This window comes from Caballeronia sp. ATUFL_F1_KS4A (genome assembly GCF_023630905.1).
Lineage (GTDB): Bacteria > Pseudomonadota > Gammaproteobacteria > Burkholderiales > Burkholderiaceae > Caballeronia > Caballeronia zhejiangensis.
In genome coordinates, this window is sequence record NZ_JALQEB010000042.1 from 96,649 (window position 1) to 108,982 (window position 12,334).

8 protein-coding genes are annotated in these 12,334 nt (G+C 63.5%); 7 read left to right on the forward strand and 1 reads right to left on the reverse strand.

Annotated elements, in window-relative coordinates; translation table 11 throughout:
* The first annotated feature begins 82 nt into the window (after window positions 1-82).
* Window positions 83-1,489, forward strand: coding sequence for a replication initiation protein (locus NCS03_RS28675; protein WP_008346150.1), 1,407 nt, complete (start codon window positions 83-85; stop codon window positions 1,487-1,489).
* Between the two features lie 24 nt (window positions 1,490-1,513).
* Here the strand turns inward: NCS03_RS28675 and NCS03_RS28680 are convergent, their stop codons facing one another.
* Window positions 1,514-2,680, reverse strand: coding sequence for a YbfB/YjiJ family MFS transporter (locus tag NCS03_RS28680; RefSeq protein WP_250530314.1), 1,167 nt, complete (start codon window positions 2,678-2,680; stop codon window positions 1,514-1,516).
* A gap of 494 nt (window positions 2,681-3,174) precedes the next feature.
* Here NCS03_RS28680 and NCS03_RS28685 point away from each other — a divergent pair, with 494 nt between their 5' ends.
* From NCS03_RS28685 to asnB, 6 genes are all read left to right on the forward strand, one after another.
* Window positions 3,175-5,286 (forward strand): phosphocholine-specific phospholipase C, encoded by a 2,112-nt coding sequence (locus NCS03_RS28685; RefSeq protein WP_175980295.1) that lies wholly within the window; start codon window positions 3,175-3,177, stop codon window positions 5,284-5,286.
* Between the two features lie 331 nt (window positions 5,287-5,617).
* Window positions 5,618-6,064 (forward strand): NUDIX domain-containing protein, encoded by a 447-nt coding sequence (locus NCS03_RS28690; protein ID WP_051078963.1) that lies wholly within the window; start codon window positions 5,618-5,620, stop codon window positions 6,062-6,064.
* Between the two features lie 207 nt (window positions 6,065-6,271).
* Complete coding sequence (locus tag NCS03_RS31195; RefSeq protein ID WP_275446092.1) at window positions 6,272-6,400, forward strand: hypothetical protein; 129 nt, start codon at window positions 6,272-6,274, stop codon at window positions 6,398-6,400.
* Between the two features lie 999 nt (window positions 6,401-7,399).
* A complete protein-coding gene (locus NCS03_RS28695; RefSeq protein ID WP_250437537.1) occupies window positions 7,400-8,734 on the forward strand; it encodes a glucosamine inositolphosphorylceramide transferase family protein in 1,335 nt (444 codons plus the stop codon).
* A 215-nt stretch (window positions 8,735-8,949) separates the two neighbouring features.
* A complete protein-coding gene (locus NCS03_RS28700) occupies window positions 8,950-10,083 on the forward strand; it encodes a glycosyltransferase family 4 protein (RefSeq protein WP_008346158.1) in 1,134 nt (377 codons plus the stop codon).
* Window positions 10,084-10,129: 46 nt separating this feature from the next.
* A complete protein-coding gene (gene asnB, locus NCS03_RS28705; RefSeq protein ID WP_008346159.1) occupies window positions 10,130-12,151 on the forward strand; it encodes an asparagine synthase (glutamine-hydrolyzing) in 2,022 nt (673 codons plus the stop codon).
* Window positions 12,152-12,334 lie beyond the last annotated feature (183 nt).

Here is a 12,334-nt window from a genome sequence, read left to right on the forward strand (position 1 = left end):
TGAAGCAGCAGCGGGGTGGTTTTTGTGTTGACACCCCTCGCTCGCCTGATAGAGTGCCGGGGATCGAAGCCGAATCGGAAGCATGGAAAACCAAGACCTCACTGTCACACCGCAGCAGTTGGCGCTGGACATCTACGAAGACATGTCCGCGCAGGGATCGGCGATCTGCGAGTCGACGAGGGACATCGGTTTCCTGCGCAACAACATCTTCACGCGGGTCGGCGGATTGGGCATCGCCGCGCGGCGCGTGCTCGATGCGGCGTACTTCATCGTTGCGACGAAGGCGCCCGAAGAACTCATCGACGACAAGGTCTATACGTTCACGGCCGACGTCAACTACTTCAAGTGGTTGATGCGCTACGACAGCCGCAACCACAGTCATCTGATCGCGCAGATGCGAGCCGCGGCCCGGGCGCGCGTCGAAATCATGACCGCGCCGTCGATCGAGGAACTGACCGAGAAGGACTCGTGGGGCACCATCAGTTTGCTGGGTGACTGCTACATCGAGCGCAACGTCGTGTGCGTCCTGCTTGCCGGGCGGGTCATCAAATATCTGATCAGCCCGTACAAGGCGCATTGGCTGAGCCTGCGCGCATCGACGGCTTTTTCGCTTTCGCTCGCCCGCGCGATTTACGACCGCCTCATTCCGTGCGAAGGCCACGGCGTGACCGAGTGGTTCGCATTCGAAGACGTGCTCGAATGGCCCGGCAAGGTCGGCGAATCGCGCAAGGAAGTGAAGGAATTCAAGAAGCGGTTCCTCGAGCCCGCCATCGACCAGCTCAACGAAGTCTCCGATTTCGATGTCAGCTGGGAGCCCAATGCCGATCGCGTTCCGGCGGACAAGCTGAAAATCCGTTTCCGCTTCACGAAGAAGCAGGGCGCCGACGCGGCGCGCGCCGGCATTCAGGATTCGATGTATCTGCTTCTGCACAACGAATTCGCTTTCGATACCCCCGACTTCGAGCGCCTCGCGAAGCGGCGCGACGTGTGGACCGACGAGCGGCTCGAACAGGCGATCGAATACACGCGATACAAGCTCAACGAAGGCAAGGTGACGGTCAGTCCGCGCGGCTATCTGTTCAAGGCGCTGGAAGGGAATTACCGCATCGGCGAAGCGGACCGGAAGATGGCGTCGATCAAGGCGAAGCAACTCGAGGACGACAAGAAGGACCGCCGTTCGCGCGATACGGCGCAGGCGCATCTTGAAGCCAGCATTCAGGTTCAGAACGATACGGCCAAAGCCAAGATGAGCGAGGAGATCCGCGCCGGCCGCGAGTACTTCGAATCCGTCGATGCGCCGGCACGCAAGGAACTGTGTCACTCGTTCGTGAGCCAGCTGATTCCGCAGCGGCTCATCGAGAAGCAGGGCGTTTCACGCGAGAGCCTGAGCGCCGACAACATTCTCACCGTCAATCGCGTGGTCGCCGACGCCTTCTGCTCGCATGTCTACGCGAAGATGAAGAAGGCGCGTGCGGGCAACCGAATCTGATCTGCGCGAAGGGTCGAGAATTTCTCAGGCATCCTGTCTATTCAGCAAGGTTTTCTGACAGCCCGCGAGCACCGCGCCGGCAGCCAGCACGAGCGCCGAATAAACCAGTCCGCGAGTGAGCCCGGCGCTGTCCGACACCCGTCCGATCACGACCGGACCGACGATCTGCCCCAGCGCGAACACGATCGTGAACGCGTTGATCCCACGCGGCCACTGATTCGCCGGCAGATTGTGCCGCACGAAAGCCGTCGTCGATGCCACCGCCGATAAAAACGTCGCGCCGAACAACGTACCCGAGACGAACGCCGCCAGCGGATGCCCGAACATCGCGGGAATGAGCGTTGCGGCGGCGAGCAGTCCGTTGAGGATCGCGAGCGCCTGACCGCCGCGCATGCGATCGAGCAGCCCGGACCACATCCGCGCCGATACGACCGTCGCCACGCCCAGCAGGATATAAAAGCCGATCACGACCGCCGCGCTCATGCCTGCGTTGCGAAGCAGGGCGACGATGAACGTCATGTAGCCGATATAGCCGATACCGAAGCACCCGTATCCGGCGAGCGCGAGCGCGAAACGCCGCCGCCGAACCGGCGCGCCCGCGGCGCTGTCCGTACCTTGACGCGTCGCCGAAACAGGCTGCGCGGATTCGATACGCCGCGCGGCCCAGACGGCGGCGCCGGAACACGCCGCGCAACCCGCGGCGAGCGCGAACCACGCGACGCGCCAGCCGTGCGCGACCGGCAGGACCGTCAGCGGAACGAGTATCGACGAGATCACGATGCCCCAGCCCGTGCCGCCGTAATACAAGCCGATGACGAGTCCGGCGTCGCGCGGCGACATCGATGCGAGCCGTGCCGCCAGCACGCCGCCGCTCACGAAGACGAGCGCGCTGCCGATTCCCGTCGCGACGCGTAACGCGAGCAGGGCGTCGGTATCGGTCGTCGTGCCGCTCGCCGCCATCAGGACGACGGTGAGCGCGCAGCCCGCGACGAACAGCGTGCGCGACGGCGCGCGCATCGACAATCGTGAGAACGCGAGTGCGCCGAGCAGGTAGCCGAACGCATTCGCCGTATTCATCGCGCCAGCCTGGGCGAAGTTCCACGCGAGGTCGAGCCGCATCGGCGGAAGCAGCAGCGCGTAGGAGAAGCGCGCGAGCCCGAGCGCGATGGCGCTGCCGAGCGATAGCGCCATCGCGAGCAGAAGCGCCTGTCTGCGAAGTTCCCCGTTTGCATCGTCACGCTGTATCACGCTCTTTTCGTCCTGTTGTCGATACGCGGCCTATGGTATCGCGGACCGGTCATATTGCTTACACAAGCCGTGGCTAAGCTTCGCAGCGCTGTATCGATCTGCGACCGAAGCCGGAGAACCCGATGTCCACTGTTGCATGCCGTCACGCGCTCGTGGCGTGTCTCGTCGTTTGCGCCAGTGCAATCGTTTGCGGTTGCGGCGAGCGGGACACGGAATCATCGGCCTCCGCCGGGCTCACGCGCGACGTATCGTCCGAAACATCCGCGACATCCGGCCCATCCGCGACGAGCGAGCTTCAGAATTGGGCGAAACAGGCCACAGGAGGCGCATCCGATGAAGCGGCGCAGCCCGCGATAGCGCGAGCCGCGTCGGAACCGCTCGCGACACCGGTGATTCACACGGTTGACTGACCCATCCATTTACTTCCCGCAAAACGAATGAAAAACACGAACCGTCGTGACTTTCTGCGCGCGGCCGCCCAGGCGGCAGGCGCGACCGCCGCACTGAACGTGATGCCGCTCGGCATTCGCCAGGCGCTCGCGATTCCCGCGAACAACCGTCATGGATCGATCGAGGACATCGAGCACATCGTCGTGCTGATGCAGGAGAACCGCTCGTTCGATCACTACTTCGGCACCATGCGCGGCGTGCGCGGCTTCGGCGACAAGACCGCCGTGACGCTGCCCAACGGCAAGCCGGTGTTCAATCAGCCGATCGCGTCCGGTGCGGGCGAAGTGCTGCCGTTCCACCCGGACGCCGCCAATCTCGGCCTGCAGTTCCTGCAGGATTTGCCGCACGGATGGACGGACGGGAAGGGCGCGTTCCACGACGGCCGCTATGACCAATGGGTGCCGTTCAAGGGCACGACGACGATGGCGTATCTGCAGCGCGACGACATCCCGTTTCACTATCAGCTCGCCGACGCCTTCACGATCTGCGACGCGTATCACTGCTCGACGAACACATCGACCGATCCGAACCGCTACTACATGTGGACGGGCTATGTCGGCAACGACGGCACCGGCGGCGGCCCGGTCGTCGATAACGCGGAAGCCGGCTACGGCTGGTCCACGTTCCCCGAAGTGCTGGAGCGCGCGGGCATCTCGTGGAAGATCTATCAGGACATCGGCACGGGGCTCGACGCGAAGAATTCGTGGGGCTGGACCGACGACGCGTACATCGGCAACTATGGCGACAATTCGCTGCTGTACTTCAAGCAGTATCAGAATGCGCAGCCCGGCAGTCCGCTGTATGAAAAGGCGCGTCGCGGCACGAACGCGGTCGCCGGCGACGACTACTTTTCGATCCTGAAGCGCGATGTGGCGGCGGGCACGCTGCCGCAAGTCTCGTGGATCGTCGCGCCCGAGGCGTTTTCCGAGCACCCGAACTGGCCCGCGAACTACGGCGCCTGGTATATCGATCAGGTGTTGCAGGTGCTGACGTCGAATCCGGATTTGTGGAGCAAAACGGCGCTGCTCATCAACTACGACGAAAACGACGGCTTCTTCGATCACCTCGTCCCGCCGTTTCCGCCGACGTCGAGCGCGAACGGTCTTTCGACGGTCGATACCAGCGCGGAGATCTTTCCGGGCAGCGCGAAATACGCGAGCGGCCCCTACGGCCTGGGCGCGCGCGTGCCGATGCTCGTCGTGTCGCCTTGGTCCAAAGGCGGCTGGGTATGCTCCGAAACCTTCGACCATACCTCGGTGATCCGCTTCATCCAGAAACGCTTCGGGCGCGCGCACAACCTCGCCGAGCCGAACATCTCGCCGTGGCGTCGCGCGATTTGCGGCGATCTGACGTCCGCGTTCGACTTCCGCAATCCGAATAGCGCGATGCCGACGCTGCCGGCGACGAGCGGCTACGTTCCGCCCGACAAGCAGCGCCATCCCGACTATGTGCCTGTCCCGCCCGCCGCGCAGGCGCTGCCGAAGCAGGAGTCCGGCGTGCGCGCCGCGCGCGCATTGCCGTACGAGCTTTTCGTGCGCGCGCGCCCGGATGCGTCGAAGGACGCCGTCTCGTTCGACTTCGTCAACACCGGACGCGCGGGCGCGGTCTTTCTGCTGTATCGCAATGCGAGCGCGGATGCGCCTCGCACCTATACGGTCGAAGCGCGCAAGCGTCTCGCGGACAGCGTCGCGGCGAACGCGGACGGCAGCTTCGATTTCGTCGTGCACGGCCCGAACGGCTTTCTGCGGCGGATCGCGGGCAAGGCGAGCGCGCAGTCGCACTGGTGGTCGCGCGAGCAGGCCGCGCCGGATGTCGCCGAAGGCTACGACGTCGCCAACGGCAACCTGCAACTGCGGCTCGCGAACCGCGGAACCGCGGCATGCACCTTCAGCGTGAAGAATGCCTACGATCCGTCGAAGACGATCACGCGGCGCGTGCGGGGCGGCGACACGGAGCAGCTCTACGTCGATCTGCGCGACGCCCACGGCTGGTATGACATCGAAATCACGGTCGACACCGATTCCGCGTTCCTGCGCCGTCTCGCCGGTCACGTCGAAACCGGGCGCGACAGCATGAGCGATCCGGCGTTCGGCGCCTGACGCGATCGCGTCGAGCATTGCCGGCCGCGCGCATCGACCCGCGCGGCCGCGTCGACTTTTCCTCCGCCATCCGCCAGTCCAGCGGAACTCCGCAGCTCGAGTCCACTCCCAAAGTCTCGCAAAGGCGGGCATTTTTTGCCGGCCAGCCTCGTCGTGCAGCGCACATACGTGGGACATCACGCATTGCGAAGCGCGACAAAGCCTGTGAAGATCGAACGTGCACGTCAATTCACGCTCAGGTTCGACGCGACGGTGAAATCAAAATGGCACGCCGCGCGCCGTATCGCAGCATCGATCCAATAACGAATTGGGGTGCAACACGGAGACGGGGATGAGAGAACGAGCAACCGTGCTGCTGGTTCGTCGCCAGTCAGTGCTGCTGGTCCGGGAGCGTGGCGGACCGTGGCTTCTGCCGGGCGGAGCGGTGGCATACGACGAATTGACGATTGTTGCAGCGATCCGAGCGCTGCACGAAGACACCGGCGTCGAGGCGAGCGCTGCGGCGTTTCTGTTTCAGCAGGCGTCGGCGCATCATCTGCATCATGTTTTTCGCATTGCGATACCGGACGAGGTGCATCTGCGGCCGAAAGCCGGCGCGCGATTCCATGAGTTGCTGTGGATCGATGCGCCTCAACTCGCGCAAGTCAGTGCGACGCCTGGCACACGCGCGATCCTGACCCGCGCGATGGGCGGCAGCCGGGAGCCGGCGCGGCACGCGTGGAAAAACGGCGACGCCGATGCGGCCATGACGGCCGGCGCCGGCAGGCGCGGGCGCTGAATCGGGTCGCCGATCGGTCGCATCGAGGCTTTTTTCGTCTGCGCAAATCGCGAAGGCACCTGTTTCGCCACGAAATGAATACTTTTCCGGCGAACTTATGCCTATGCTAGCGTTGGGACGGTTGCCAGGCGCACCGGCGAGTATCGTCGGACGCGAGCGGCAGCTTGAGCAACGGAAGCATTCGCCCTTTGACTGGCGGAGGAAACCATGAAGCTCGTCAGCCTATTCGCCGGAACCGTCGGGTTCGTGGCGGTGGTCGGCCTTTCCTTATTGGCGGTAGCGGACATTCTCTTGACAACGTCCGACAAACCCGCGGAAAAAGAGGGGCTCGCGTGAAACGCGCTTTCTTACTTGCTGAAATGATCGGTTAATCGTCGGTCAAATAGGCGAGACGACTGGCGGCAAATCGGGAATATCGACGCGCGCATTCGAATGACGCGCCGTTGTCTTTCGAAATCCGCATCTCGACGTGTAATACGCTCTGCATCGGTCTCCGAATAAATCGCGCCGGCCTTCGCGTCGCAGCGGTCGATGCGCGTCCCCGGCCCGCGCCGCACTATGCCGTTCGTCCGCCCGCGCGGCCGCGCTGCCCGGCGAGCGGTCCACGGAAAAGATGCGCTTTCACCGTTTTGTTCAGGGATTTGCGCGGGCCGCATCCGTCCGAAAATCATCCACATAGGTCCGTCACGCGGAAATTGGCCGATTTCCGATGTGATATAATCCGCGAATAAATCAAAATTTCATTCGGCCAAAACTTTCAGCGGCAGGTTTTATCTAATGCTTGATTCAACGCGTACGAGCGCGGAGGAAGCATGTCTGTAGGCGGTGTTATAGGCGCAATTGTTTTTTTCGCAATAATCGGCCTCGCTTTGCTGGCCGTGTTCGAAATTATCTTTTCGCCTTCTTCCAAACATAAGGCAGATGAAATGAGCAAGCCGGCTCATAAGCGGCCTACGTGGTATCGCAGGCGCGAGGTCGCCGTGCGCCGCGACGAGCCTTGATCCGCGACAAAATTTCCTGATCCGCCAACAAGTTAGGTCTCCCTCCGTATCGGCCCGTGGCCAGCGCCAGGCGCGCCGGCCATCGCACCGCGCAGCCATTCCGGCACAGCCGTTCAAAATCCCTCGCATTATTTAGCTGTCGCAACTGTGTGCGATAGCGCACCGCAGTCACGTTCCCCAGACTCTAGTCTTTCTTCGCCGGCATCATCATGAAATGTAGGTTCATCATTTCGAAAGCGCCGGAACACAACACATATAAAAGACAGTTAAGCGCTTAGCTAAAGATTTCAATTCTATCGACTGGCGAATCCGCTGCTGTCTGAGGGAAAAGAAAATGGCGCAACCCGCATATCCTTCCGTGCTTGAATGGTGGACGCGCATCGAGAAGCGGCTCTACGGCGACCCCGAAGAGACACCGCGACGCGCTCACGTTCGTGCTCCAATCACCGTCCTGTACGACGGCCACGAGAACATCGAGGCGCTGTGGAAAGCGCTGCTTCAGTGCCGAGCGCCACATATCCAGGCCGTCTGGAAGTCCCCCGACTCCGGCGAAATGCGGCTGCTCGCCGAGTCGTATGTCGCGATACCGGAGAAGCTTTTCTTCCTGAAGTCGTTGCAGACGAGCTTGCAGCGCGTCGCCGTTCTCGTCGACCGGGCGCAGAAGCGGCTCGACGCGAACCCGCCGCTGCGCGATCTTCCGCTCGTCAAGCCGAAGGCTCGGCCCGCGCGTCTGTCGGGTTTCACTTCGGCGTGCTTCGCGCTGCGCCATCTCGGCCGCAAAGTGCTGAATCAGCCGCTCAAGCTGCTGGTTCAGCGCGGACACTGGGTCCTGGCGTATCGGCGCACCGATGCCCCGTCCGCGGACGGCGACGAAAGCCGCAACTGGGTGACGCTTCCCGGCATGACGTCGCAGTTCCATGCCGATCCGTTCCTCTGGCGCGGCAAGAACGGCGACTATCACCTGTTCTTCGAAAGCCTGCCCTACGACACGAATCGCGGCACGATCAGCCATATCGCGTTCGATCCGGCCACGCAGACTTGGCAAGAGACGCCGCGCGTCGTGCTCGACAAGAACTATCACCTGTCGTATCCGTTCCTCTTCGAGCATGAGGGCGAGGTCTTCATGATTCCGGAGACCTGTGGCAACCGCACGATCGAGATGTACCGCGCGGCGTCGTTCCCGACGGAATGGGTGCTGCACAAGGTGATCATGCGCGATGTCGTCGCCGCCGATACGACGCTCCATCACGACGGCAAGACATGGTGGATGTTCACGAGCATGACGGAGGACGGCGGATCGAACTGGGACGAACTGTCGATTTTCTATTCCGACAGCCCGTTCGGCGAATGGACCGCGCATCCGATGAACCCGGTCGTCTCCGACTGCCGCCTCGCGCGCATGGCGGGCAACCTGTTCAAGGACGGCCAGAACCGCCTGATTCGCCCCGCGCAGAATTGCGAGCGCGAATACGGCGCGGCGCTGACGTTCCGCGAGATCACCGAGCTCACGACGACGACCTATGCCGAGCGCACGGTGTCGGTTCGCACGCCGCCGCGCGGTCATCAGGGGTTGCATACGTGGAATGCGGTCGGCGGGATCACGGTTATCGATCTCAAGACGCAGCTTCGCAAATGGAATCCGTGGCGCGGTGCGATGAGGCGCGCCTGACGCCCGCAGGACGCGCGCGGACAGGAGAACCGGCGTGTGGCACGTCGCACAGTGCGTGCCACCGCGCCGGCTTACATTGATGACTCGCCGGAGCGTGCCCCGGCGAGGCAGCCCATCGTCATAAAACACACCCGTCAGTACAAGCATTGCCGCCAGCGACGCGCGCGTCGGTTGCCTGGAGACGGGCCCATCGTAGAAAAACGGCAGCCGGGACCATGAAGCTTCTCCATGTCATCGTTGCGCTCAATGCGGACGGCGCTGAACGTATGCTTCAGCGCCTCATCGAGTCGCACATCGAAGATCCGCGATTTCGTCACGTCGTCTGCTCGCTGACGACCACCGGCAAGATCGGCGAAGAACTCGCCGCGCGTGGCATCGACGTTCATAGCCTCGGCATGAAATCCCCGCTCGGCTTTCCGCGCGCGTTGATGCGCCTCGTGAAACTGATCCGCGAAGAACGCCCCGACATCATTCAGACGTGGATGTATCACGCCGACTTTCTCGGCGGGCTCGCGGGACGGATCGCGGCGCACAAGCGCATCGTCTGGGGCGTGCGCACCACCGATGTCCGATCGGGCGGCTCGCGCGTGACCGTGCTGCTGCGCAAGATTTGCGCGTGGCTGTCGTACTACGTGCCGCAGACGATCGTCTGCGCGGCCGAGGCGTCGCGCCGCGCGCATGTGTCGGTCGGCTACGACGCGAGCCGCATGATGGTCGTGCCGAACGGCTTCGACGTCGCGCGCCTGTGCGCCACGCCGGAGCAACGCAGCGCGATCCGCGAGCAATGCGGATTCGGCGAGCGCGACGTCGTCGTCGGCGTGCTCGGACGCTTTCATCCGGTGAAGGATCACCAGAATTTCGTGCGCGCGGCGGGCATGCTGGCCGCGCGTCATCCCGATGTGCGCTTCATGCTCGTCGGCCGCGATCTCGACGCGAACAATCGCGAGCTCGCGGACTGGATCGCGCAGACGGGATTCGCATCGCGCTTCGTGCTGCTCGGCGAGCGGCGCGACGTGCCCGCGTGCCTGTCGGCGATGGATGTGTTCTGCCTGTCGTCGCGCACCGAAGGATTTCCGAATGTCGTCGGCGAAGCGATGGCGATGGCGCTTCCGTGCGTCGTCACCGACGTGGGCGACGCGGCCATGCTCGTCGCGAATACGGGCGTGGTCGTCGAGAAGGAAAACAGCGACGCGCTCGCGGCGGGACTCGATCGCATCGTCGACATGAAACCCGACGAGCGCCTTCGTCTCGGTCAGATGGCGAAAGCGCGCATCCACGCCGAATTCACGATGATGCGCGCGCGCGAGCGTTTCGAAGATATCTACCTGCGGCTCGTCGAAGAGAAATGAGCATCGCATAAGCGCGGCCTATGGCCGGATCGTAAGGAGAACCAATATGTGCGGTATCGTCGGCTTTCTGGGTGGACGCGGCTTCGGCGCGGGCGACTCGAAGACAACGGTGCGGAAGATGGCGCTCGCCATCGCCTATCGCGGCCCCGACGACGCGGGCGACTGGACCGATGATCTGCGCGGCATCGCGCTGGGTCATCGGCGGCTGGCGATCATCGATCTGTCGTCGGCGGGACATCAGCCGATGGCGTCGGGCAGCGGGCGATATGTCATCGCGTTCAATGGCGAGATCTACAACCATCTCGACTTGCGCGACGAGCTCGAAGACACGCAACGCGCGCCCGCGTGGCGCGGCAGCTCCGACACCGAGACGCTCGTCGCGGGCTTCGATGCGTGGGGCATCCAGGCGACGATAGAGCGCGCGGTCGGCATGTTCGCGTTCGCGGTGTGGGACCGGCAGGAATGCCAGCTCACGCTCGCGCGCGACCGGCTCGGCGAAAAGCCGCTCTACTACGGCTGGCAAGGGCAGGGCGAGGAAGCCGCGTTCCTGTTCGGCTCCGAGCTCAAAGGGCTGCGCGAGCATCCCGCGTTCGAGAACAACGTCGATCGCGGCGCGTTGACGCTGCAAATCCGCCACGGCTGCGTGCCGTCGCCGTATTCCATTTTCGAGGGCATCCGCAAGCTCGAACCGGGCAAGATGCTCACCGTCTCGCTCGAACGGCGCGAGCCGCGCGTGTGGTCGTACTGGTCGGGCGTCGATGCGGCGGTCAACGGATCCGCACGCGGTTTCGCGGGCAGCGCCGAAGACGCCGTCGATGAACTCGAGCATCTGCTCACGGACGCGATCCGTCAGCAGATGCTTTCCGACGTGCCCCTCGGCGCGTTTCTGTCGGGCGGCGTGGATTCGTCCACGATCGTCGCGCTGATGCAGAAGCAGTCGTCGCGTCCGGTGAAGACCTTCACCATCGGCTTCAACGAAAGCGATTTCGACGAAGCCAAGCTCGCGAAGGCCGTCTCCAGGCATCTCGGCACGGAGCACACCGAGATGTACGTGACGGCGCGCCAGGCGCTCGATGTGATCCCGCGTCTGCCGGAGCTATACGACGAACCGTTCGCTGATTCGTCGCAGGTGCCGACGTTCCTCGTCTCGCAACTCGCGCGGCAGCACGTCACGGTCTCGCTGTCCGGCGATGCCGGCGACGAGCTTTTCTGCGGCTATCAGCGTTACAAGACCGCGCCGGGCATGTGGGACAAGATGACGATGATGCCGGCGCCGTTGCGCAAGCTGGCGGCATCGGGCATAGCCGGAATCTCGCCGAAGCGCTGGAACAGCATGGCGGGCCTGATGGAGCCGATTCTGCCGTCGTCGCTGCGCGGCGTGAAGGTCGGCGACAAGCTGCACAAGGGCGCGGAACTGCTGTCGTGCCAGTCGCGCGACGAGGTGTATCTGCATCTCATGTCGCAATGGAACGACCCCGCCGCGCTCGTGATCGGCGGATACCAGCCGCCCACGCTGATGACCGGCAATGCGCCTGCCTTCACCGGCCTCGACGACGTGCAGCGCATGATGGCGCTCGACATGATTACCTATCTACCCGACGACATTCTCACGAAAGTCGATCGCGCCGCGATGGGCGTGTCGCTCGAAACGCGCGTGCCGTTCCTCGATCATCGCGTCGTGGAGTTCGCGTGGCGTCTGCCGCAATCGATGAAAGTGCGCGACGGACAGACCAAATGGGCGCTGCGCCAGGTGCTCTATCGCCATGTGCCGCGCGCGATGATCGAGCGCCCCAAGCAGGGCTTCGGCGTGCCGATCACGCACTGGCTGCGCGGCGAGCTGCGCGACTGGGCGGAGGCCTTGCTCGATGCGTCGCGGCTGCGTCGCGAGGGCTTCTTCGACGCCGCCACGGTGCGCGCGAAATGGCAGCAGCATCTGTCGGGCGAGCAGAACTGGCATCGTCAGTTGTGGAACGTGCTGATGTTCCAGCAGTGGCTCGAGCACCAGCAGGCATCGTCGATCCCGCTGTTCGCGTCGCACACGGCGGATCTCGCGAGCGTCGCAAGCTGATATCGAATGCGCCGCGCTCGACGCGGTTCGAATGACGAAGGCCTTGATCGGAAATGAACTGCACCCCAAAAGTTGGACACCCGTTCAACGATTTGGGGTGTTTTTTTGAACCGCTTGGATTTCTTGGACAGTGCCGAGCGTTAGTGTTCGGTCTTTCATGAGCCTTCGGCCGTGGGCCGGAGG

Coding starts and splice junctions, on each gene's coding strand:
- NCS03_RS28675 (WP_008346150.1), top strand. CDS start 83: ATGGAAAACCAAGACCTCACTGTCACACCGCAGCAGTTGGCGCTGGAC.
- NCS03_RS28680 (WP_250530314.1), bottom strand. CDS start 2,680: ATGGCGCTATCGCTCGGCAGCGCCATCGCGCTCGGGCTCGCGCGCTTC.
- NCS03_RS28685 (WP_175980295.1), top strand. CDS start 3,175: ATGAAAAACACGAACCGTCGTGACTTTCTGCGCGCGGCCGCCCAGGCG.
- NCS03_RS28690 (WP_051078963.1), top strand. CDS start 5,618: ATGAGAGAACGAGCAACCGTGCTGCTGGTTCGTCGCCAGTCAGTGCTG.
- NCS03_RS31195 (WP_275446092.1), top strand. CDS start 6,272: ATGAAGCTCGTCAGCCTATTCGCCGGAACCGTCGGGTTCGTGGCGGTG.
- NCS03_RS28695 (WP_250437537.1), top strand. CDS start 7,400: ATGGCGCAACCCGCATATCCTTCCGTGCTTGAATGGTGGACGCGCATC.
- NCS03_RS28700 (WP_008346158.1), top strand. CDS start 8,950: ATGAAGCTTCTCCATGTCATCGTTGCGCTCAATGCGGACGGCGCTGAA.
- asnB (WP_008346159.1), top strand. CDS start 10,130: ATGTGCGGTATCGTCGGCTTTCTGGGTGGACGCGGCTTCGGCGCGGGC.